The sequence below is a fragment of the Methylobacterium sp. AC690 genome, assembly GCF_979256535.1.
Genome location: NZ_CEEDOX010000010.1, coordinates 1 through 21907 on the forward strand (window position 1 = coordinate 1; position 21907 = coordinate 21907).

Annotated in this window: 18 protein-coding genes; 10 read left to right on the forward strand and 8 right to left on the reverse strand. The window is 71.6% G+C overall.

The features are described from left to right. Positions 1-269 precede the first annotated feature (269 nt). Complete coding sequence (mfd, locus tag AC0IY1_RS12860; protein ID WP_471770016.1) at positions 270-3866, forward strand: transcription-repair coupling factor; 3597 nt, start codon at positions 270-272, stop codon at positions 3864-3866. Between the two features lie 202 nt (positions 3867-4068). Here the strand turns inward: mfd and AC0IY1_RS12865 are convergent, their stop codons facing one another. Together AC0IY1_RS12865 and AC0IY1_RS12870 are read right to left on the reverse strand one after the other, a co-directional pair. Then, entirely contained in the window at positions 4069-4413 is a 345-nt protein-coding gene (locus tag AC0IY1_RS12865) for a hypothetical protein (protein WP_055949215.1), read from the reverse strand. Positions 4414-4720: 307 nt separating this feature from the next. Next, the gene (locus AC0IY1_RS12870; RefSeq protein WP_348271569.1) at positions 4721-6121 is read right to left on the reverse strand and encodes a class I adenylate-forming enzyme family protein; all 1401 of its coding nucleotides are present in this window, start codon (positions 6119-6121) and stop codon (positions 4721-4723) included. Between the two features lie 460 nt (positions 6122-6581). On the opposite strand from AC0IY1_RS12870, the gene AC0IY1_RS12875 reads away from it, so the two are divergent. After that, positions 6582-7376 carry an invasion associated locus B family protein gene (locus AC0IY1_RS12875; protein WP_471770018.1) on the forward strand — a complete coding sequence of 265 codons (795 nt, stop codon included), beginning with the start codon at positions 6582-6584 and terminating at the stop codon, positions 7374-7376. Between the two features lie 122 nt (positions 7377-7498). On the opposite strand, the gene hspQ is transcribed toward AC0IY1_RS12875, so the two are convergent. Both hspQ and AC0IY1_RS12885 read right to left on the reverse strand, forming a co-directional pair. Beyond that, positions 7499-7825: a heat shock protein HspQ gene (gene hspQ, locus AC0IY1_RS12880; RefSeq protein WP_244472571.1), complete on the reverse strand. Its 327-nt coding sequence runs from the start codon at positions 7823-7825 to the stop codon at positions 7499-7501. 107 nt (positions 7826-7932) lie between these two features. After that, entirely contained in the window at positions 7933-8985 is a 1053-nt protein-coding gene (locus tag AC0IY1_RS12885; RefSeq protein WP_055949013.1) for an HpcH/HpaI aldolase/citrate lyase family protein, read from the reverse strand. Positions 8986-9212: 227 nt separating this feature from the next. On the opposite strand from AC0IY1_RS12885, the gene AC0IY1_RS12890 reads away from it, so the two are divergent. Then, positions 9213-10499 (forward strand): patatin-like phospholipase family protein, encoded by a 1287-nt coding sequence (locus tag AC0IY1_RS12890; protein ID WP_471770020.1) that lies wholly within the window; start codon positions 9213-9215, stop codon positions 10497-10499. Here the strand turns inward: AC0IY1_RS12890 and AC0IY1_RS12895 are convergent, their stop codons facing one another. Further along, a complete protein-coding gene (locus tag AC0IY1_RS12895; RefSeq protein WP_471770022.1) occupies positions 10500-11711 on the reverse strand; it encodes an FAD-dependent monooxygenase in 1212 nt (403 codons plus the stop codon). It abuts the gene before it with no gap. Between the two features lie 186 nt (positions 11712-11897). Here AC0IY1_RS12895 and AC0IY1_RS12900 point away from each other — a divergent pair, with 186 nt between their 5' ends. Further along, a complete protein-coding gene (locus AC0IY1_RS12900) occupies positions 11898-13289 on the forward strand; it encodes a GntP family permease (RefSeq protein WP_471770025.1) in 1392 nt (463 codons plus the stop codon). 3 nt (positions 13290-13292) lie between these two features. Here AC0IY1_RS12900 and AC0IY1_RS12905 read toward each other — a convergent pair whose 3' ends face one another. Then, complete coding sequence (locus tag AC0IY1_RS12905; protein WP_471770027.1) at positions 13293-13571, reverse strand: hypothetical protein; 279 nt, start codon at positions 13569-13571, stop codon at positions 13293-13295. A 342-nt stretch (positions 13572-13913) separates the two neighbouring features. On the opposite strand from AC0IY1_RS12905, the gene AC0IY1_RS12910 reads away from it, so the two are divergent. After that, the gene (locus tag AC0IY1_RS12910) at positions 13914-14888 is read left to right on the forward strand and encodes a quinone oxidoreductase family protein (RefSeq protein ID WP_471770030.1); all 975 of its coding nucleotides are present in this window, start codon (positions 13914-13916) and stop codon (positions 14886-14888) included. A gap of 28 nt (positions 14889-14916) precedes the next feature. Further along, positions 14917-15549, forward strand: a complete 633-nt coding sequence (locus AC0IY1_RS12915) for a nicotinamidase (protein WP_103709456.1) — start codon at positions 14917-14919, stop codon at positions 15547-15549. 354 nt (positions 15550-15903) lie between these two features. On the opposite strand, the gene rimO is transcribed toward AC0IY1_RS12915, so the two are convergent. Continuing rightward, positions 15904-17259 carry a 30S ribosomal protein S12 methylthiotransferase RimO gene (gene rimO / locus AC0IY1_RS12920; protein WP_055949031.1) on the reverse strand — a complete coding sequence of 452 codons (1356 nt, stop codon included), beginning with the start codon at positions 17257-17259 and terminating at the stop codon, positions 15904-15906. A 269-nt stretch (positions 17260-17528) separates the two neighbouring features. Here rimO and pabB point away from each other — a divergent pair, with 269 nt between their 5' ends. The 4 genes from pabB to AC0IY1_RS12940 are packed head-to-tail and all read left to right on the forward strand — an operon-like array spanning position 17529 to position 20838. Beyond that, the gene (pabB, locus tag AC0IY1_RS12925) at positions 17529-18986 is read left to right on the forward strand and encodes an aminodeoxychorismate synthase component I (protein ID WP_471770032.1); all 1458 of its coding nucleotides are present in this window, start codon (positions 17529-17531) and stop codon (positions 18984-18986) included. After that, positions 18983-19603 (forward strand): anthranilate synthase component II, encoded by a 621-nt coding sequence (locus AC0IY1_RS12930; RefSeq protein ID WP_055949037.1) that lies wholly within the window; start codon positions 18983-18985, stop codon positions 19601-19603. The genes pabB and AC0IY1_RS12930 overlap by 4 nt, the downstream gene beginning before the upstream one ends. Next, positions 19590-20423 (forward strand): aminotransferase class IV, encoded by an 834-nt coding sequence (locus AC0IY1_RS12935; protein WP_055949040.1) that lies wholly within the window; start codon positions 19590-19592, stop codon positions 20421-20423. The genes AC0IY1_RS12930 and AC0IY1_RS12935 overlap by 14 nt, the downstream gene beginning before the upstream one ends. Before the next feature lie 13 nt (positions 20424-20436). Then, the gene (locus tag AC0IY1_RS12940; protein WP_055949043.1) at positions 20437-20838 is read left to right on the forward strand and encodes a DoxX family protein; all 402 of its coding nucleotides are present in this window, start codon (positions 20437-20439) and stop codon (positions 20836-20838) included. A 49-nt stretch (positions 20839-20887) separates the two neighbouring features. On the opposite strand, the gene mazG is transcribed toward AC0IY1_RS12940, so the two are convergent. Beyond that, positions 20888-21697: a nucleoside triphosphate pyrophosphohydrolase gene (gene mazG / locus AC0IY1_RS12945; protein ID WP_280137529.1), complete on the reverse strand. Its 810-nt coding sequence runs from the start codon at positions 21695-21697 to the stop codon at positions 20888-20890. Between the last annotated feature and the right edge of the window lie 210 nt (positions 21698-21907).

The following is a 21907-nucleotide window of genomic DNA, read 5'->3' on the forward strand; positions in this document are numbered from 1 at the left end:
GGCCTGGGGGAGGGGGAGCCTGGGGGGAGCCTGCGCGCTCGGCCGCTGCGCTGGATCAACGCGGTGGGGTGCGTTAACGCCGGTACGGGAGCGCCCGGGTCTGGTAAGGACCGGGCCCGCGGTTACATACGGTCCGGGCCCGCGCGTCCCTCGCGCCCCGGCACCCCTGACCCGTCCGGCGCGGTGGCCGGCGCGGTCCTTCAGACGAACGAAGCCGGACGAACCGTCAGGGTCCGACCGGCGCAGCACGAGTGCAAAACCCCGACCCGATGGCCAAACCCCAACCCGCCAAGCCCCAAGCCAAAGCCCCCGCGCCCCAGACGGCGCGCTTCGCCCTGCCGAAATCCGGTGCCCTCGCCCGGGCCCTGGAGGCGCTGAAGCGCGGCGACAGCCCGACGCTCGCCAACGTGCCGGAGGGGTTCGACGCGGTGGTCGTGGCGGACCTCGCCCGGGCCCTCAGCCGCGACGTCGAGGGGCCGGCGGTGCTGGTGCATGTCGCCCGCGATTCCGGGCGCTCGGCCGCCTTCGTCGGCGCCCTGAAGTTCGTCGCCCCCGAGATCGAGACGCTGAGCGTGCCGGCCTGGGACTGCCAGCCCTACGACCGGGTCTCGCCCAACGGCGCCATCGCGGCCCAGCGCATGACGGCCCTGTCGCGGCTCGCCCGCTCGCGCTCCTCGGAGGAACAGCCCCGCATCCTCTGCACCACGGTCAACGCGCTGATCCAGCGGGTGCCGCCCCGAGAGAAGATCGCGACCGAGACCTTCTCGGCGGCGATCGGCAACGTGGTGCCGATGGACACCGTGACGGCCTGGGTCGAGGCCAACGGGTTCCTGCGCACGGGGACGGTGCGGGACACGGGCGAGTACGCGGTCCGCGGCGGCATCCTCGACCTGTCGCCGCCGGGGCTGCCCAACCCGATCCGCCTCGACTTCTTCGGCGACACCCTGGAATCGATCCGCGCCTTCGACCCCGAGACCCAGCGCACCATCGGGCAGCTGCGCTCCCTCGACCTCGTGCCGATGAGCGAGGTCCAGCTCACCACCGAGACCATCCGGCGCTTCCGCCAGGGCTACGTCTCGAATTTCGGGGCCGCCACCCGCGACGACCGACTCTACGAGACGATCAGCGAGGGCCGGCGCTATGCCGGCCTCGAGCACTGGATGCCGCTGTTCTACGACCACCTCGACACGCTGTTCGACTACGTGGCCGGCGTGCCGATGGTGTTCGACGCCCAGGTGGACGAGGCGGCGGGCGAGCGCCTGACCCTGATCCGCGACTATTACGACGCCCGCGCCGAGGCGATGAAGGCGCCGTCCCCCGGAGTCGCGCCCTACAAGCCCCTGAAGCCCTCCGCCCTCTACCTCACCCCCAACGAGTGGCGCGACCGGGTCGCGGCGGCCTCCGTCGCCCGGCTCTCGCCGTTCTCGATGCCGGAGAGCCCGGACCGGGCGACCATCGACTGCGAGGGCCGCCAGGGCCGCAGCTTCGCCGCCGAGCGCGCCGACGAGGCCGCCAGCGTGTTCGACGCGGCGGTCGCCCACGTGAAGGACCTGCAGGGATCCGGTCATCACGTGATCCTGGGCTCCTGGTCCGACGGCTCGCGCGACCGGCTCTGCTCGGTGCTGGCCGATCACGGCCTGAAGAAGCCCGTGGCGATCAACACCCTCGCGGCGGTGAACGCCCTGAAGCGCGGCACCGACATCGCCGTCGCGGTCTGGGGCCTGGAATCCGGCTTCGTCGTCGACCGCCTCGCGGTGATCTCGGAGGGCGACATCCTCGGCGACCGGCTGGTGCGCCAGAAGCGCAAGGCCAAGCGCCCGCAGGACATCATCCTGGAGGTGCAGGCCCTCCAGCCCGGCGACCTCGTGGTCCATGCCGACCACGGCATCGGCCGCTTCGTCGGCCTCAAGACCGTGACGGCCGCGGGGGCGCCGCACGATTGCCTGGAGATCCAGTATGCCGGCGGCCTGCTGCTGCTGCCGGTGGAGAACATCGAGCTCCTGACGCGCTACGGCTCGGAGGATGCCGAGGTGGCCCTCGACCGCCTCGGCGGCGGCGCCTGGCAGGCCCGCAAGGCCAAGATGAAGAAGCGCATCCTGGAGATGGCCGGCCAGCTCATCCGGATCGCGGCCGAGCGCTTCGTGCGGCAGGCCCCGCGCCTGCACGCGCCGGAGGGGCTCTACGACGAGTTCGCCGCCCGCTTCGCCTTCAACGAGACCGAGGACCAGGCCAACGCCATCGACGCGGTGCTCACCGACCTCAATGCCGGCCGGCCGATGGACCGCCTCGTCTGCGGCGATGTCGGCTTCGGCAAGACCGAGGTGGCGCTCCGCGCCGCCTTCGCGGGGGCGCTCGGCGGCAAGCAGGTGGCGGTGGTGGTGCCCACCACGCTCTTGGCGCGCCAGCACTACCGGACCTTCGCCGAGCGCTTCAAGGGCTTGCCCGTCGAGGTCGCCCAGATGTCGCGCTTCGTCTCCACCACCGAGATGAAGCGGGTGCGCGACGGCCTCGTCGCCGGCACCGTCGACATCGTGGTCGGCACCCACGCCCTGCTGGCCAAGAACGTCGCCTTCAAGGATCTCGGCCTCATCATCGTCGACGAGGAGCAGCATTTCGGCGTGGCCCACAAGGAGCGCCTCAAGGCCCTCCAGGCCGACGTGCACGTGCTCACCCTGTCGGCGACGCCGATCCCCCGCACCCTGCAGCTCGCCATGACGGGGGTGCGCGAGCTCTCGATCATCGCGACGCCGCCGGTGGACCGCCTGGCCGTGCGCACCTTCGTGACGCCGTTCGACCCGCTGCTGATCCGCGAGGCCCTGCTGCGCGAGCGCTACCGCGGCGGCCAGTCGTTCTACGTGGTGCCGCGCATCGAGGACCTCGCCGAGGTCAAGCGCTTCCTCGACCAGGAGATGCCCGAGACCAAGGTGGCGGTGGCCCACGGCCAGATGGCGGCGGGCCAGCTCGAGGACGTGATGACGGCCTTCTACGAGGGCAAGTTCGACGTGCTGCTCTCCACCACCATCGTCGAATCCGGCCTCGACATCCCCACCGCCAACACGCTCATCGTGCACCGGGCCGACATGTTCGGCCTCGCCCAGCTCTACCAGCTGCGCGGCCGCGTCGGGCGCGCCAAGGCCCGGGCCTACGCCCTGTTCACGACGCCGGCCAACCGCACCCTCACGGTCCAGGCGGAGAAGCGCCTGCAGGTGCTCCAGACCCTCGATACGCTCGGCGCCGGCTTCCAGCTCGCCTCCCACGACCTCGACATCCGCGGCGCCGGCAACCTGCTCGGCGACGCCCAGTCCGGCCACATCAAGGAGGTCGGCTACGAGCTCTACCAGCAGATGCTGGAGGACGCGGTCACGGCCCTGAAGGCCGGCATCGACGAGCCGGTGGAGGAGGCCTGGTCGCCCACCATCGCGCTCGGCGCGCCGGTGACGATCCCGGAGGACTACGTCGAGGACCTCACCGTCCGCCTCGGCCTCTACCGCCGGCTCTCGACCCTGGAGAACGACGCCGAGATGGAGAGCTTCGGCGCCGAGCTCATCGACCGCTTCGGCTCGCTGCCGCCGGAGGTGGAGCAGCTCCTCAAGATCGTCACCATCAAGATCCTGTGCCGCGACACCAACGTGGAGAAGGTCGAGGCCGGCCCGAAGGGCGTCGTCGTCCACTTCCGCGACAAGGCCTTCGCCAACCCGCAGGGGCTCGTGGCCTACGTCGCCGAGCAGGCCTCCTTCGCCAAGGTGCGGCCGGACATGAGCATCGTCTTCATCCGCGAGCTCGACACGATCCCGGAGCGTCTGAAGGTGACGACGACGATCCTGCGCAGCCTGTCCACGATCGCCCGGCGCAAGAAGGCGGCGTAGCCGGGGGGAAGCAGGCGGCGTAGCCCGGGGATAAGCAGGCGGCGTAGCCGGGGGGAAGCAGGCGGCGTAGCCCGGGGGAAGCAGGCGGCGTAGCCCGGGGGAAGCAGGCGGCGTGAGGGCCGGAACGCGAAAAGGGCGCGCCGCCGGCACGCCCTTTTCGCAAGGAAGAGAACAGGTTGGGACGGTCTCTTCGACCGCCCCCTCAGAGGTCCGGGTGGTTCAGCACGTAGGGGCCGATCTGGCTCTGCAGGTCGATGCAGGCGCCGGACCGACGGCCCATCGTCTCGTCGACGACGATCACCGGGATGCCGGCCTGGCGCATCTGCTCGCGCAGGCGCTCGGAGAGCTGGGCATAGGCCGGATCGCGCCGGGACGAGGCCTGGAGCAGGATGGCGGCCGGGCGCGCGATGACCGCGAGCACGTCGTGCGCCGCCTCGAGCGAGGCTGTGACGCTGGCGTAGCCGAGCTCGGCGAGCTCGGCGGCGAGCGAATGATCGATGGCGCGATGACCATCGTCGACAACGAGAACTTGTTGCAGCGCACCCATGAGCATCAGTGCTAGCCCATCCTTTGTCCCTTGGAAAGAGACCCGTGTGACAACACACGTGAGGGCGGTTGGTTCGCCGGCCACGTTCCGGACGTGACCCTGCCGCCGACTCCCTGAGCGGCGGATGAACCGAACCGATGCGGCGCATCATTCGGTGGGGCTGGCACGCGCGGCCCGCGACCCAACCCGTTCCGGTGAATCGGCAATCCGGCTTTCGGCAGTGCAATCGCGGCGTGGCGGCGGGAGCGGTGGCCGATCGCCGGCCGGCCTCCCGCTCCCCCGGCCGGCCGGCCGGAAGCCGGGCGGTTCAGGCGCGCCGGATGGCGAGGGTGCGGTCGTCCTCGACGCCGGCGGCGAAGGGCGAGGGCGCCCAGGCGTCGACCGTCTCGGGGATCAGGATATCGCGCTGCAGCGGCTCGGCGTGGCAGGCCCGGCCCCGGAAGGCGAGGTGGCCGTCCGGGTCCCGCCGCAGGGCCATGAGGGTCGAGAACAGGTGCGCGCGCTCGGGATGGGTCAGCGCCAGGGCGACGTCGTTGGCCTCCCGGGCACCGGCCAGGAGGGCGGTCTCGTCGAAGGCGACCACGTCGATGACCGGGCGATGAGCCTCGGAGGCCAGGGTGCGCGGACCGAGGCGCCCCGGGGCGCGATGCGCGAGGACGATGGCCTCCAGCGTCCGCGGCAGGCGGCTGGCGGCGAGGTTTCGCTCCAGCGCCGCCGGTACGACGAGGCGGGTCGGCAGCGGCCGGCCGAGGGCGTCGGCAAAGCTGCGGGCCTCGAACACCGGGAGCGTCTCGAGGCCGGCACCCGCCACGAGGGCCGCCCCGAGGCCGGTCACGAGGCCGCGCAGGTCGCTCTGCGGCACCAGGCTGAGGATGCGGTCCCCGGGCTGGACCCGCGCGGTGACGAGGTAGACGGCGATGGCCGCCAGCAGGGCATCGCCGCTGCGGTGGACCGGATGGGCGGGATCGCCCGCGGTGAAGCTGATGAGGCCGCCGGGCCCGGGGACGAAGGGGCCGCCCGCATGGTCGAGGGCCATGGCGTCGAGGCTGATCACGCCGTCCGGAACGTCCGGGCCGAAGGCGGCGAGGTAGCGCAGCCCGAAATACCGGACCGCGACCCGGCACAGGCGCTCGGCCAGGGCGAGGGGGCCGAACCGGGTCTGGGTGATGACCGCCGGGAGGGCGGCCTGCTGCACGGCGGCGAGGAGCCCCTCCTCGTCGAGGCTCAGCGGCAGCAGGCACGGGATGTGGCCGGCAGCCTCCACGGCCAGGTAGGCGAGAAAGCTCTCGGAGCTGCCCGGGAGGGCGATGCCGATGCGGCTGCCGGGGGCCAGGCGCCAACTGCGCAGGCCGTTGGCGAGGCGGGCGACGATCTCGGCCGCCGCCGCGTAGGTCCAGGTGATGGCGGGCCGCCCGCTCCAGAGGGGCTTGTGCGGCGGATCGACGAAGGCGACGCGCTGGGGATGGGCATGGGCTGTCCCCGCCAGAAGGGTGCAGAGGCGCTGCGCCCGGGGCGGAACCCGCACGCTGTCGGGCCCCTCGCCCGCAGGACTCCCCGGCGCGGCCCCGGACCCGACCAGGGCCGGACGGCCGGGTCCGGGCAGGGGCCCGCCGGCCACGCGGCGGCTGGCCTGGGATAGGGGAATTCCCGCCCGGACCGAGTCCAGGAGATGGGAGGCTTGGAACTGGGCTGCTTGCTGCGCCGGCACGTACGCTGACTCCCGCGACCCACCGTTCATGAAGGTTTAGGGTTAAGCCCGCCTTAACCCCGGCGCCGCCGCGGCCCGCCGGCCACGGCCGTGGTGTCATGTCTTCGCCGCATTCGGGGGGAAAGCAGGCCGCCCTGTCGTCGGGACGGGACTGCGCCATCGATGGTGCGGTCCGCGGGTTGCCGCGCGGTGGCGGAGGGTCTCATCCGCTGCGCCGCTGCGATCCCGGTCCAGTCGTGGTCTCGGCCCAGGGGGATGTCGGCTTCGAAGCGATCTCGGTCGAAAGGTGCCTGTCCGGCGGGCCTGGTGCGATGAATGCGCCGGGCCAGGGCCGAACGGACGTCCGAACGCCCGAAGCGCCCTTGAAGTCCGAACCGTTCGATGCGAATCCGCGCCCCAGCTTCGAGGCGCATCCCGCGAGCCGAATCCGTTACGCCGTCATCTTAAGGGGTCAGAGCTGATGTTCTTCGCCAACCGTCCCGCGCGCCCGCTGCGCGTCGCCGCGTTCCTCGCCCTGGCGGGCCTTACCGGAGTGACGGGGGTTGCCGGACCGGCTCTCGCGCAGGGAGGCAAGGGCAAGGCCGTGCCGGCCCCGACCGCCCCCGCGCCGACGGCCCCCCCGGCCGCCGCTCCCACCGGCGCGGCCCAGACGGGCCCGCAGATCGTCAACGTGAAATCCGATCCGGCCCAGACGGAATGGACCAAGGTTTGCGGCAAGGACCAAGCCAGCGGCACCGACGTCTGCTACACCACCCGTGACTTCGTCTCCGATCAGGGCCAGCCCGTGCTCGCGGTCGCCGTCTACGAGATGAAGAATGCCGCTCAGAAGCAGGAAGTGCGGGTGATTCGCTACCTGCTGCCCCTCGGCCTGCTGCTGCAGCCGGGCATCCGCTTCACCATCGACGGCCAGCAGGGCACCGCCGGCAAGTTCGCCGTGTGCTTCCCCAACGGCTGCTTCGCCGAGGCCGGCAATGTCGGCCCCGAGCTCGTCACCGCGATGAAGAAGGGCACCACCCTCAACGTCAGCGTCCAGAACCAGACTCAGCGCGAAGTCACCTTCGCGGTGCCGATCACCGGCTTCGGCAAGGCCTTCGACGGCCCCGCCATCGATCCGAAGGTGCTGGAGGAGCAGCAGAAGAAGCTGCAGGCCGAGCTGGAGAAGCGCAGCGAGGACATGCGCAAGAAGCTCGAGCAGCAGAACGCCAACGGCGCGGCACCGGCCGCCGGTGCGCCGGCCACCGCGCCGAAGCCCTGAGATCGCGACTCCCGCCGGCCGCTCGCGCGGCCGGCCTTCCAACGCAATGAGGCCGGGCGCGATGCCCGGCCTCATTGCGTTTCACGGGCCTGTCTCCCGGCGCCGATCGGCCCGGTAGGGTCTCAGTTGGCGTGGGCAGCCCCGCGCATCCGGTAGCTGCCATCGGCGCCGCGCTCGAACACCTCGGCGATCCCGGTATGCCGGAGGGCCTCCCCGGAGGTGTCGGTCACGAGGTTCTGCTCGGACACGTAGGCCACGTATTCGCTCTCCGCATTCTCGGCGAGCAGGTGGTAGAACGGCTGGTCCTTGCGTGGCCGGACCTCCTCGGGAATCGCCAGCCACCATTCCTCGGTGTTGTCGAACACCGGATCGATGTCGAAGACGATGCCGCGGAAGGGATAGATGCGGTGGCGCACGACGGCACCGAGGCCGAACTTGGCGGTTCTCATCACGGAATCAGCAGTGATCGTATCGGTCATGCGACGGAAAATAAGCGGCTCCGGGCCACTTGTCATCGGCGGAGCACCGCCGATGACGAAGGGGAGGCGAAAAACGCTCAGGCGAGACCGTAGGTCTTGGCGAGTTCCGGATCCTTCTCGGCCACGAGCTTGGCGAGATCGACGATGACCTTGGCCTGCTTCCAGGTGGCATCGTCCTGCATCTTGCCGTCGAGCATCACCGCGCCGGTGCCGTCGGGCATCGCCTCGACGATCCGCACCGCGAAGGCGACCTCCGCCGGGTCGGGGGCGAAGACCCGCTTGGCGATGGCGACCTGATTCGGGTGCAGGGTCCAGGCCCCGGCGCACCCCATCAGGAAGGCGTTGCGGAACTGGGCCTCGCAGGCCTCTCCGTCGGAGAAGTCGCCGAAGGGGCCGTAGAAGGCCTTGAGACCGTTGGCCATGCAGGCATCGACCATCTTGGCGATGGTGTAGTGCCAGAGGTCCTGCTGGGCGGAGGCCCGGGCGGCCCCGTCCTGGGTCGGATCGGCAACGACCCGGTAATCCGGATGGCCGCCGCCGACACGGGTGGTCTTCATGCCGCGGGAGGCCGCGAGGTCGGCGGGTCCGAGGCTCATGCCGTGCATGCGGGGCGAGGCCGAGGCGATGGCATCGACGTTGGCGACCCCCTCGGCGGTCTCCAGGATGGCGTGGACGAGGATCGGCTTGGTCACGCCGTGCCGGGCCTCGAGCTGAGCCAGCAACTGGTCGATGTAGTGGATGTCCCACGGCCCCTCGACCTTGGGCACCATCACGACGTCGAGCTTGTTCCCGACCTGGGAGACGATCTCGAACAGGTCGTCGAGAATCCAGGGCGAGTTCAGGGCGTTGATCCGGGTCCAGAGGCCGGTGCCGGAGGCGGCGAAATCGGTGGCCTGGGCCATGGCCACGAAGCCCTTGCGGGCGGCCTCCTTCTGGTCGATCGGCACCGCGTCCTCGAGGTTGCCCAGAACCACGTCGACGGTGGCGGCGAGCTCCGGCACGCGGGCCCGGACCTTGTCGTTGTGGGGCGGAACGAAGTGGATCATCCGCTCCAGCTTGACGGGAAGCTCGCGGAAGGGCGCCGGTGCACCGGTGGCGAGCGGCTGGAAGAAGCGGCGTGGCAGTTTCATGAGGGTTTCTGGCTCCCAGGAGTTTCTTTGTGTGAGATGCGTTTTTGTGTGTGAGATCGGCGTCCCGAACCAGCGGTTAGGGCAAGGTTGACCCTACCGTAAAGGTGCGCGGGCGCACGCACGCCGTTTGCCGTGCCGTCGCTGCGGGACAGGCGGTGGAACGCGCGTCTCCGGCTCACGTTCTCACGATCGAGGGGGGCACCTCACGGACTACGAAGGACGGACCCATGTCCGGATCATCGACCCGGCGGACCGGCTTCCGCCATCCGGTGCTACTCGGGGCAGCCCTGATCGGGCTCAGCCTTCCGCAGACCGCGTTCGCCGCCGAGCGTGCCAGACCGGCCGCCGAGAAGCAGGTTTCGGCGGAGACGCCATCCGGGCGCGTGGCCTTCACGGCCGCGGAGGCCGCGACGGCGCGGCCGGACGGCCTGGCCGCAGGGCTCCGCATTCCCGGCGACGATGCCGCCGCCTTCCGTACCCTCCTCGACGGGGCCTCGGCCGCCACTCAGCCCTGGCTCGTTCTCTCGGGTGGAGGCGAGAACGGCGCCTACGCGGCCGGCCTGCTCAACGGCTGGAGCGAAGCTGGGACCCGGCCGGATTTCGGCATCATCACGGGCGTGAGCACCGGCGCGATGATCGCACCCTTCGCCTTCATCGGCGCCGCCGGCGACGCGGCCCTGCGCCAGAACTACACCGAGATCTCCGCCGCGGACGTGTTCGAGTTCGGCGGCACGAACGAGGCCCTCACCGATACCTGGCCCCTCAAGCGCAGGATCGACCGGGCGGTGACCCCGGCCCTTCTGAAGGCGGTGGCCGCGGAGCACGCCAAGGGCCGCCGGCTCCTGGTGGCGACCACGGCGGTGGATGGCGAGCGGCCGGTCCTGTGGGACCTGGGCGCCATCGCGCAGACCGGGGGCCCGAAGGCGCTGGCGCTGTTCCGGTCGGTGATCCTGGCCTCCTCGGCCGTGCCCGGCGTGTTCCCGCCGGTGATGATCGACGCGGTGGCGGGCGACGGCAAGCACTTCCAGGAGATGCACGACGACGGCGGCACCACCGCGCCGTACTACCTCGCTCCGGAATCGATGCTCCTGGCGAAGGATCCGGCGCCCCTGCCGACGCCTCGGGTCTACCTCGTCGTCAACAACAGCCTGGCGCCCGACTTTCAGATGGCGTCGCGCACCACCCTGAGCGTGCTCGGCCGCTCGATGTCGGCGGCGATCAAGGCGCAGACCCGGGCCGCGCTCGCCCTCAGCCAGGGCTTCGCCCGGCGCACCGGCCTCGACCTTCAGGTCGCCCAGATCGACGGGCGCTTCGGGAAAACCTCCGCTACGCCGTTCGACCAAGCGTATATGAAGGCCCTGTTCGCCCACGGCGTCGCCCTGGGCAAGGCTGGCACCGCTTTCCAGGACGGCGCGACGGACCCGGCGGCGGAGATCGCCACCGGCTCGGTCGACCGTAGGGCGGCGCAGGAGAATCCGGTCCAGCCGCCGGTCCGGAGTGTGGCCGGGCGCTGATCAGCGCATCAGGCTCGGGGCGCCGAGGCGGGGCAGCACGCCCTCGCGCATGACGATGCGACGCAACGGGCCGATCGTCGTCATGGCAAGGAGACCGAGGCCGCGCAGGGCGTCCACCGGCAGGAGGTCGGCGAGCAGGCTGCGGTTGAGCGCATCGACCGCGGTCGACCGCAAGCGCGCGTCGAGGTCGCGCCCGCGGGCGAAGCCGGCCAGCGCCGCGCGCGAACCCGGGTCGCGCCCATCGGACACCGCGCGCATCACCGCATCCCGCAGGGACGCGGCGTCGCGCAGGCCGAGGTTCAATCCTTGCGCGCCGATGGGCGGGAAGACATGGGCGGCCTCGCCGATCAGGGCGAGGCGGGCCGCAACCGGGCTCGGCACCGACAGGCCCCGCATCGGCACGAGGCCGCGCGGCCCGTCGACGCGCATCGCCCCCAGCATCGCCTGGGCCTGGTGCTCGACCGCCCGGGCCAGGGCTGCGTCGTCGAGAGCGGCCAAGCGCTTGGCCGGGCTCTCGCCCATCACCCAGACGAGGCTGGAGCGGAGCCCGCCGGGCAGGGGCACCAGGGTGAACGGCCCCTGCCGGGTGTGGAACTCGGTGGAGACGTCGCGGTGGGGCCGCGTGTGGGCGAGAATCGTCGTGATGGCGCTCTGCGGGTAGGACCAGGTGCGGGGCAGGATGCCGGCGGCCTCGCGCAGCTTCGAGCGGGCGCCGTCCGCCCCGGCCACGAGCCGGGCCGACAGGGTGGCCCCTCCGGCCAGCGTGATCGTGGCCGCGTCGGCGCCGGCCGCGAAACCCGCGGCATCCTCTTCGAACAGGGTCAGGTGGGCCGCCGCCCGGGCCTCGGCGCGCAGGCCCTCGACGAGGCGGGCGCTCTCGACGTTCCAGCCGAAGGCGTCGAGGCCGATCTCGGTGGCGACGAAGCGGGCCGGGGGCGGGCGGAACAGGCTGCCGGTGTCGTCGACGATGTGGAGTTCGGCCAGGGGGCTCGCCTGGGGCGCGATCGCGGCCCAGACCCCGAGGGCATCGAGGAAGCGCACCGAGCCGTCGAGGAGCGCCACCGTGCGCCCGTCGGCCACGGGGGCGTGTCGGCCCACCAGGGCGGTGGCGACGCCTTCGCGGGCGAGCGCCAGGGCGAGACTCAGGCCCGCCGCGCCGGCACCGACCACGGCGACCGCGAAGGTCTCGGATTTCGGAGGAAGTGTCGCCACGGGCTCGCGGTCTCCTGAACGGCCTCGGGCCCGTCGCCTGTGCAGGCCGACGCGCCCTCGTAAAACCTAACGCTAACAGGGGCGTGTCACCCCGCCGGTCAAGGCCGCGATGGTGCCGCAGGGGCGAGGCTTGTAGCATCCGGCGCAAGGCCGTGGACATCGGCCGCCCGGAGGACGCCCGTTCCCTTGAGCCTGTTCATCGCGCTGCTGGCGCTCGGATTCCTGATGTTCGTCGCCTATCGCGGCTTCAGCGTCATCCTGTTCGCGCCGGTGGCGGCCCTGCTGGCAGTGCTGCTCACCGATCCCGCGGCGGTGCTGCCGGTCTTCTCCGGCCTGTTCATGGAGAAGATGGTCGGCTTCGTGAAGCTGTACTTCCCGGTGTTCCTGCTCGGCGCGGTGTTCGGCAAGGTCATCGAGATGTCGGGCTTTTCCCGCTCCATCGTGACCGCCGTGATCGAGCTGGTGGGCGCCCGGCGGGCGGTGCTCTCCATCGTGCTGGTGTGCAACCTGCTCACCTACGGGGGCGTCTCGCTCTTCGTGGTGGTGTTCGCGGTCTATCCCTTCGCGGCGGAGGCCTTCCGCCTCAGCGACATCCCCAAGCGCCTGATCCCCGGCACCATCGCGCTCGGCGCCTTCTCCTACACGATGGACGCGCTACCCGGCACGCCGCAGATCCAGAACATCATCCCCACCACCTTCTTCGGCACCAACACCTGGGCCGCCCCCTGGCTCGGGCTGATCGGGGCGGCCTTCATCCTGGTGGCCGGCGTCGCCTATCTCGACCGGCGCATCGCCTCGGCCAAGCGCCGGGGCGAGGGCTACGGCACCGGCCACAGCAACGAGCCGCAGGTGATGGACGCGGCCGCCCGCGCCCACCCGGCCATCGCCCTCCTGCCGCTGATCGTGGTCGGCCTGTCGAACCTCGCCTTCACGGCCGCGATCCCGCGCCTCTACGGCGCCAAGGCCGAGACGGTCCTGGCCGGCCTCGACAAGCCCATCGTCACCGCGGTCTCCTCCGTGACCGCGATCTGGGCCGTGGAGCTGGCCCTGCTCGCCGGCATCCTCACGGTGCTGGTCTTTGCCTGGCGCCCCGTCTCCCAGGGCTTCGCCGAGGGCAGCCGCGCCGCGGTGGCGGGCTCGCTGCTGGCAGCGATGAACACCGCCTCCGAATACGGCTTCGGCGCGGTCATCGCGGCCCTTCCGGGCTTCCTCGTCATCCGCGACGCCCTCTCGGCGATCCCGAACCCCCTGGTCAACGAGGCCGTGACCGTGACGGCGCTGGCGGGCATCACCGGGTCGGCCTCCGGCGGCATGAGCATCGCGCTTGCGGCCATGTCCTCCACCTTCATCGCGGCGGCGCAGGCCGCCAACATCCCCATGGAGGTGCTGCACCGGGTCGCCGCCATGGCGAGCGGCGGCATGGACACCCTGCCGCACAACGGCGCGGTCATCACCCTGCTGTCGGTGACGGGCCTGACCCACCGGCAGGCCTATACCGACGTCTTCGCCATCACGCTCCTGAAGACCGTGGCGGTGTTCCTGGTGATCGGTGTCTACTACCTCACCGGCATCGTGTGAGCCTTAACCCGCCGCGCCCGAACCGGCGTCGCCTCCGGCTCCCCCAGGCCCGGGGGATCGCTCCGATCCGGCGCGCACCGGGGTCTCCTCCGGCGCCACGAGCCGCAGGGTGAGCTGGGTGAAGGGCCGGATGTCCCAGGCCGGGCCGGCATGGAACATCATCACCACGGGCCGGCGCGCCAGGACCCGGAACTCCGGCAGCCCCGCATCCGGGCGCAGGATCGTGCCCGGCTGGACCGCGGGGTCGTAGCCGGCGGGCCGGATCCACACGATCTCATCCATCCGCCGATCCGCCCTCATGGTCGTGTCGCCCCGGCCGGACCGAGTCGGCGCTCTCCGGGTCCAAGCCTCGGCAGCGCGACGCGGACCGGCTCATTAACCTGCGTTAATCACGGGGCCGTCGCGGACGCAATCCGGTCGCCCCCGCCGCCCGGAGGCGCCGGCCCCGTGCGCGGGCGCACATGGGTCCGCGGGGGCGGCACATGGGCCAGCAGGGGAGGGATGCGAGCCTTGCGCCATTGCCGGCGGTCTGGGACCGTCTATGTCGCACGTCATCGCGGCCGGTGGCGTCGCATCCGTCCCGCCGAAGATCCGCACTGAAGACCCACACTGAGGAACGACACGATGCCGAAGGCGATCCAGGTTCACGCGTACGGCGGCCCCGAGGTGATGCGCTACGAGGACGTGGCGCTGCCGGCTCCGGGCCCCGGCCAGATCCACGTCCGCCAGACCGCCATCGGGGTGAACTTCATCGACATCTATTTCCGCTCGGGCGCCTACAAGGCACCCCAGCTGCCCTTCATCCCCGGCAAGGAGGGCGCCGGCGTGATCGTGGCCCTGGGCGAGGGCGTCACCGACTTCCGGGTCGGCGAGCGGGTCGCCTACGGCTCGGCCGCGAGCACCTACGCGGAGGAGGTGGTGATCGAGGCGAGCGCCGCCGTGCACCTCGCCGACGACGTCGACGACAAGACCGCCGCCGCGATGATGCTCAAGGGCCTCACTGCCGAGTACCTGCTGCACCGGACCTACGCGGTGAAGCCGGGCGACACCATCCTGTTTCACGCCGCTGCCGGCGGCGTCGGCCTCATCGCCTGCCAGTGGGCCAAGCATCTCGGCGCCACGGTGATCGGCACCGTCGGCTCGGCGGAGAAGGCGGAGCTCGCCCGCGCCAACGGCTGCGACCACGTCATCCTCTACCGCGACGAGGATTTTTCGGCCCGCGTCCGGGAGATCACGGGCGGCAAGGGCGTGCCGGTGGTCTATGACGGTGTCGGCAAGGATACCTTCCCGGCCTCCCTCGACTGCATCAGCCCGCTGGGCCTGTTCGTCAGCTTCGGCTCGGCCTCCGGTCCGGTGGACGATTTCAGCCTGGCGCTGCTGGGCCAGAAGGGCTCGCTCTACGCCACCCGCCCCTCGCTCTTCGCCCATGCGGGCAAGCGGGAGACCCTTGATGCCATGGCCAAGAACCTGTTCTCGGTGGTGGCGAGCGGGGCGGTGAAGATCCCGGTCCACAGCACGGCCAAGCTCGCCGACGTGCAGCAGGTCCACCGGGATCTCGCCGCCCGCAAGACCACCGGCGCCACGGTGATGATCCCGTGATCCGGCTTTCCCGAGATCGGAGGATCGCGTGACCCCGGGAGCCCGGGACGTCCTCCTCGTCATCGACGTGCAGGTGGACTTCCTGCCCGGGGGGGCGCTCGCCGTGCCCGAGGGCGACGCCGTGGTCGGCCCGGTGAACCGCCTCCTCGGCCTGTTCCCGCACGCGGTGCTGACGCAGGACTGGCACCCGCCGGGGCACGTCTCGTTCGCGAGCAGCCATCCCGGCCGGGCGCCCTTCGACACCGTAGCGCTGGCCTATGGCCCGCAGATGCTGTGGCCGGAGCATTGCGTGCAGGGCAGCGCCGGGGCCGCCCTCGCTCCCGGCCTCGCGGCGGACCGCGCCGAGCTGGTGATCCGCAAGGGCCACCATCCAGGGGTCGACAGCTACTCGGCCTTCCTGGAGGCGGACCGCCGCACGCCCACGGGGCTGGCCGGCTACCTGCGCGAGCGCGGCTTCACGCGGGTGGTCCTGTGCGGCCTCGCCACGGATCACTGCGTGGCCTGGAGCGCCCGCGATGCGCGGGCGGCCGGTCTCGAGGCCCTGGTGGTCGCGGACGCCGTGCGGGGCATCGACCGGGACGGCTCGGTGGAAAGGGCCTGGGGCGACATGGCGGCGGCCGGAGTCGGGCGAATCATGAGCGGGGCGATCGGGGGCGGGTAGGCTTACGAGCCCGTCTCTCGGCGGCGCTGCCCTGTCCGAACAAGACGCGCTGCCCTCTCCCTTGGGACAGGGCAGCGCGGCCGAACTGCGCTTCGGAAACGCGCTCGCAGCACCCGGTCATCGTCGGGACAGCGCAGCGGAGCCCGGGATCCAGAAACCCAGGTGATGCGAGGCCTCGCACCGTCAGCGGCCCTGGATTCCAGGTTCGCCCTCGGCGTCCAGGAATGACGGCGCGCCACCCGAGGCGATAGACTTGCCCTTAGGGGGAGAGGCGGCTCCGCCAGCCGCAGTCGGCCGAGGGGCACACGACCACCCTACCGCCTCCTCACGACGGGGAGAGAGACGCGTCGCGGTCTACACCGCGCTGCCATAGAGATCGTACGCGTCCGCGCGCTCGATCTTCACCGTGACGATGTCGCCCACCCGCAGGGGTCGGCGCGCCGTGATGTGAACGTTCCCGTCGATCTCGGGGGCATCGTATTTCGAGCGGCCCTTGGCGACGGTGCCATCGGCCGCGTCGATGATCACGGGCAGGCGCTTGCCGATGCGGGCCTTCTGCAGGCGGGCGGAGACGCCCTGCTGGGCCTCCATGAAGCGACGCTTGCGCTCGGCCTTGACCTCCGGGGGAACGAGGTCGCCGAGGCCGTTGGCCACGGCGCCGGCCACCGGCTCGAACTCGAAGCAGCCGACGCGCTCGAGCTTGGCCTCCCGGATCCAGGCGAGCAGCTCCTCGAACTCGGCCTCGGTCTCGCCGGGGAAGCCGACGATGAAGGTCGAGCGGATGGCGAGGTCCGGGCAGATCTCGCGCCAGCGCCGGATGCGCTCCAGCTGGCGCTCCTGGTTGCCGGGCCGGCGCATGCGCTTCAGCACCGAGGGGCTCGCGTGCTGGAGCGGCATGTCGAGGTAGGGGAGGATCTTGCCCTCCGCCATCAGGGGGATGACCTCGTCCACGTGCGGGTAGGGGTAGACGTAGTGCATCCGCACCCAGGCCCCGAGCTCGCCGAGTTCGGCGGCGAGGTCGTAGAACTTCGCCCGGACCTCGCGGTCGCGCCAGGGGCTCGTGGCGTAGCGGATGTCGACGCCGTAGGCGGATGTGTCCTGCGAGACCACCAGGAGTTCCTTGACGCCGGCCTTCACCAGCTTCTCGGCCTCGCGCAGCACGTCGCCCGCCGGGCGGCTGACCAGGTCGCCGCGCAGGGACGGGATGATGCAGAAGGTGCAGCGGTTGTTGCAGCCCTCGGAAATCTTCAGGTAGGCGTAGTGGCGCGGGGTGAGCTTCACCCCCTGCGGCGGCACCAGGTCGAGGAACGGGTCATGGGCCGGGGGCACCGCCTCGTGCACCGCCGCCACCACCGATTCGTAGGCCTGGGGACCGGTGACCGCGAGCAGGTTCGGGTATTTCTCGCGAATCTCGTCGGGCTGGGCGCCCATGCAGCCGGTCACGATGACCCGGCCGTTCTCCGCCATGGCCTCGCCGATGGCCGAGAGCGACTCCGCCTTGGCCGAATCGAGGAAGCCGCAGGTGTTGACGATGACGACGTCCGCGCCGTCATGCCGCCGGGCGAGCTCGTAGCCCTCGGCGCGCAGGTGCGTGAGGATGCGCTCGGAATCCACCAGCGCCTTGGGGCAGCCGAGGGAGACGAAGGAGATCTTCGGGGCGCTCTTCGGCGCCGCCTCGGCGGGGGTCGATGACAGGGGAGATGCGGTCATGGATGCTCGTCGGGCCGGCACGGCTGCTGGAACCGGACCGGCCGTGGAATCGGGGAAGGGCGGGACAAAGAGGTTGACAGCCCTATAACGGGATTCGCTCCGTCACGCGAGCCGCGCAGGGTCGAGCCATGCGCGGATCGCGCTTTTGCCACGGCATCGCGCATGCCACCTGTGCATGATACCGCAGGCCGGGACGGATGCGTCGGCCCCCGATGCTTCGGCACACCGGGATCGTCGGTCCGTCGCAGCCCTGAAAGCTTCGAGTCGTCATGTGGATTGCTGACATTCCGTTCGTCGAGCCCGTCGCGGCGGCCGAGGCCCTGGCCGCCCAGCCGGGACTCGCCTTCCTCGACAGCGCCATGCACCACGACACCCTGGGGCGGACCTCAACCCTGGCGGCGGACCCGTTCGGGCGCTTCCGGTTCCGCGATGGCCAAGCCACCCTGGATGGACGCCCCGTCCCGGGCTCCGGCCTGGAGGCGCTGCGCGCCTGCCTCGCTCCCTACCGCACGGCGCGGGACCCCGACGGCCCCGCCTTCGCGGGCGGCGCCATCGGCTACTTCGCCTACGACCTCGGCGCGACGCTGGAGCGGGTGGCCCCCCCGGCCCGGCGGGCGGGCCTCTGCGACGACATCGCCTTCAACCTCTACGACACGGTGCTGAGCCTCGACCATGGCACCGGGCGCTGCCGCCTGATCGCCACGGGCTTTCCCGAGACTGATCCGGCGGCGCGCGAGGCCCGGGCCCGGGCCCGGCTGGCCCAGTTCGCCGCACGCCTGGCCGGGGCCCGGCCGAGCCCCGAGCCGGCGGCGCAGGGACCGCTCGCCTGGCGCTCGAACTTCACCCGCGCCGGCTACGAGGCGGCGGTGGAGCGGGTGCGCGACTACATCCGCGCCGGCGACATCTACCAGGCCAACATCGCCCAGCGCTTCGAGGCCGACCTGCCGGAGGGCTTCGACCCGTTCGGCCTCTACCGGCGCCTGCGCGCCACAAACCCGGCGACCTTCGGCGCCTATCTCGCCTTCGAGGACCTGCGCGTCGCCTCCAGCAGCCCGGAGCGCTTCCTCAAGCTCAGCGGGCGGGCGATCGAGACCCGGCCGATCAAGGGCACGGTGCGGCGCGTGACCGACCCGGCCGCCGACGCGCGCCTGGGCGAGGCGCTGCAGGCCAACGCCAAGGAGCGGGCCGAGAACATCATGATCGTCGATCTCCTGCGCAACGACCTCTCGCGCATCTGCGAGCCGCACAGCGTGCGGGTGCCGGTGCTGTGCGGCCTCGAATCCTACGCCTCGGTCCACCATCTCGTGTCGGTGGTCACCGGAACCCTGAAAGCGGACATGGACGCCCTCGACCTGATCGCCGCCACCTTCCCGGGCGGTTCGATCACCGGCGCGCCGAAGCTGCGCGCCATGGACATCATCACGGAGATCGAGGGCGACGCGCGCGAACTCTATTGCGGCGCCATCGGCGCCCTCGACTTCAGCGGCGACCTCGACACCGCGATCGCCATCCGCACCGTGTTCATGGACCGGAACCGGGCCGTGCTGCAGGCGGGGGGCGGCGTCACCCTGCTGTCCGAGCCGGGCCCCGAATACGAGGAGACCCTGACCAAGGCCGCCCGGGTGTTCCAGGCCTTCGAACCCGAAGCCTTGGCAGCCGAGCCCGAGGCCTTGGCAGCCGAAACCGAGGTCTTGGCAGCCGAGCCCGGGGCTGGGAGGGCGCCGTGATCCTCGTCATCGACAACTACGACAGCTTCGTCTTCAACGTGGTGCGCTACTTCGAGGAGCTGGGCGAGACCGTGCGGGTGGCGCGCAACGACGCCCTCGACGTCGCCGGCATCCGCGCCCTGGAGCCCGAGGCGATCGTGATCTCGCCCGGTCCCTGCACCCCGGCGGAGGCCGGCATCTCGCTCCCCGCCATCCGGGAGCTCTCCGGCGCGGTGCCGCTGCTCGGCGTCTGCCTCGGCCACCAGGCCATCGGCGCGGCCTTCGGCGGCCGGGTCGCGCGGGCCGGGCGCCCGCTGCACGGGCAGGCCACGCCGATCCGCCACGACGGGGCCGGGCTCTTCGCCGGCCTGCCCGACCCGATGCAGGTCGGTCGCTACCACTCGCTCATCGTGGCGCCCGAACCCGGCATGGCCGACCGCCTCAGCGTCGACGCGGTCTCCCCCGAGGGAGAGGTGATGGCCCTGTCGCACCGGAGCCACCCGACCTGGGGCGTGCAGTTCCACCCGGAATCGGTGCTCACCGAGAACGGTCACGCCGTCTTCGCCAACTTCCTGCGCCTCGCCCGCGACTGGCGCGCCGACCATGCCCTGCCGGCCCAGACCGATGCTGTGGTTTGACGGCGGCCTCACCGAGGGGCCGGTGCCCTTCGACCTCGCCGACCGGGGCCTGACCCTCGGGGACGGGGTGTTCGACACCGCGCTGGCCCGGCGCGGCCGCATCGTGTTCGAGGCTGCGCATGTCGACCGCCTCGCCGCCGCCACCGCGGCGCTGGGCTTTCCCGTGGCGCCCGAGCGCATCGCGGACGCCATGCGGGCGCTCGCGGCGCGCGCCGGCGGGGCCCATCCCCTGGCGGCGATCCGCACCACCGTGACCCGGGGCTCCGGCCCGCGCGGGCTCAGCCCCCCGGCCGAGCCGCGGCCGGTGCTGTGGGCGAGCGCGGCCCCGGTGGGACCGGCCCTCGCCTTCGCGCCCCTCACCCTCCACCCCACCGAGATCCGTCGCAACGAGACCTCGCCGGCCGCGCAGCTGAAGACGCTGGGCTACCTCGACGCGGTGCTGGCCGTCGGCGCGGCCCGGGCCGCGGGCTTCGACGAGGCCCTGTTCCGGAACACGCGGGGGCACGTCGCCTGCGCCGGCACGGCCAACCTGTTCGCGGTGATCGACGGCGGCCTCGTCACCCCGCCCCTGTCGGACGGCGTGCTGCCGGGCATCCTGCGCGCCGAGGTTCTCTCGGGATGTGCCCCGCGCCTCGGCGTGTCCGTCGCCGAACGCAGCTTCGGCCTCGACGCGCTGCGGCGCGCCGAGGCGGTGTTCGTGACCAATTCCCTGCGGGGTCTCGCCCCCGTGACGGCGATCGGCGAGACCCCCTTCGCGAGCGCCGACAACCCCGTGGTGGCAGCCCTCGTGGCCGACCTGCGCGACGCATTCGCTCCATGACGGCACTCGAGTCATGACGGCGCCGCGCGTCTGGTGGCGCCTGCCCCTGATGGCGGCCTACGGCTTCATCGGCGTGGTCCACCTCGCCGCCCCCGACGCCTTCCTGCCGATCATGCCGGACTGGGTGCCGGAGCCCCGCCTCGTGGTGATCGTCACCGGCCTGTGCGAGCTCGCCGGGGTGCTCGGCCTCGCCTGGGGTCCGACCCGGCGCTGGGCCGGGATCGGCCTGGCCCTCTACGCGGTCTGCGTCTTCCCGGCCAACCTCAAGCACGCGCTGGAGGGCATCGTCGTGCCGGGCCTGCCCGACAGCTGGTGGTACCACGGCCCCCGACTGGCGTTTCAGCCGGTCTTCGTCTGGTGGGCCCTCTATGCCGGCGGGGTCATCGACTGGCCGTTCCGCCGACGCCCGGCCTGAGCTCCCGGGGCGAGCGCTCGAGTGTGCCCAGCCGGGGGCACCGCCGGGGTCAGCCCTTCTCCGCCACCTTGACCGCCGCCCAGGCCGCCTCCATCGCGTCGAGGTCGCTGTCGGCGAGTCCGCGCCCCTGCGCCGCCAGGGCTGCCACCATGGCGTTGAAGCGGCGCTCGAACTTCCTATTCCCTTCTCGTAAGGAATATTCCGGATCGACTCCGAGGTGGCGGGCGAGGTTGGCCACCGAGAACAAGAGGTCGCCGAGTTCCTCCGCCACCGCCGCCCGGGTGCCATGGGCCATGGCGTCGGCGACCTCGTCGATCTCCTCGCGCACCTTCAGCACCACCTGCGCCGGATCGGTCCAGTCGAATCCGTAGCTGGCGGCCCGGGCCGAAAGCTTCTCCGCCCGCGTCAGGGCGGGCAGCGGCAGGGGAATGCCCGCCAGCGGTCCCGGCTCTCGCGAGGGCTTGACCCGGCGCTCCTCGGCCTTGATCGCCGCCCATTGGACGGCCACGGCCTCGGGGTCGCGCCGGGGGGAGCCAGCGGGCAGCAGGGAGCCGTCCGGTGCGAAGACGTGCGGGTGGCGCCGGACCATCTTCTCCATCACGGCCCGGACCACGTCCGGGAAGGCGAACAGCCCGGATTCCTCCGCGATTCGGGCATGGAAGACTACCTGGAGTAGGAGGTCGCCGAGCTCGTCGCGCAGATCCTCCGCGTCGCCGCGGGCGATGGCGTCGGCCACCTCGTAGGCCTCCTCCACCGTGTAGGGCGCGATGCTGGCGAAATCCTGGGCCACGTCCCAGGCGCAGCCGGTCTCCGGGTCGCGCAGCTGTGCCATCAGCGCCAGCAAATCCTCGATCCTCACGCCAATCCTCCCATCCGACCGCGATCCGCTTGCCTTAGCGGATTGCGGGTCAACCCGTGAGGCTGGGGATGGAGGCGGGAGAGGCGGTGGCTTGCTTTGGAAAATTCCCATGAAAAAGCCTTGGCCGGGGGTGTGTTCGTTCTTCCGAACGACACCCGGACCCTTAGGAAAGGTATCAGTAAGAGATTCTCAGAGAGTCATTTCTGAGAG

Bases quoted from the DNA above. Each gene is read 5' to 3' on its own strand.
- AC0IY1_RS12865 (WP_055949215.1), bottom strand. From the start codon at position 4,413: ATGGGTGCGCTGCAACAAGTTCTCGTTGTCGACGATGGTCATCGCGCC.
- AC0IY1_RS12910 (WP_471770030.1), top strand. From the start codon at position 13,914: ATGCCGAAGGCGATCCAGGTTCACGCGTACGGCGGCCCCGAGGTGATG.
- pabB (WP_471770032.1), top strand. From the start codon at position 17,529: ATGTGGATTGCTGACATTCCGTTCGTCGAGCCCGTCGCGGCGGCCGAG.
- rimO (WP_055949031.1), bottom strand. From the start codon at position 17,259: ATGACCGCATCTCCCCTGTCATCGACCCCCGCCGAGGCGGCGCCGAAG.
- hspQ (WP_244472571.1), bottom strand. From the start codon at position 7,825: ATGAGAACCGCCAAGTTCGGCCTCGGTGCCGTCGTGCGCCACCGCATC.
- AC0IY1_RS12875 (WP_471770018.1), top strand. From the start codon at position 6,582: ATGTTCTTCGCCAACCGTCCCGCGCGCCCGCTGCGCGTCGCCGCGTTC.
- AC0IY1_RS12935 (WP_055949040.1), top strand. From the start codon at position 19,590: ATGCTGTGGTTTGACGGCGGCCTCACCGAGGGGCCGGTGCCCTTCGAC.
- mfd (WP_471770016.1), top strand. From the start codon at position 270: ATGGCCAAACCCCAACCCGCCAAGCCCCAAGCCAAAGCCCCCGCGCCC.
- AC0IY1_RS12890 (WP_471770020.1), top strand. From the start codon at position 9,213: ATGTCCGGATCATCGACCCGGCGGACCGGCTTCCGCCATCCGGTGCTA.
- AC0IY1_RS12905 (WP_471770027.1), bottom strand. From the start codon at position 13,571: ATGGATGAGATCGTGTGGATCCGGCCCGCCGGCTACGACCCCGCGGTC.
- AC0IY1_RS12885 (WP_055949013.1), bottom strand. From the start codon at position 8,985: ATGAAACTGCCACGCCGCTTCTTCCAGCCGCTCGCCACCGGTGCACCG.
- AC0IY1_RS12940 (WP_055949043.1), top strand. From the start codon at position 20,437: ATGACGGCGCCGCGCGTCTGGTGGCGCCTGCCCCTGATGGCGGCCTAC.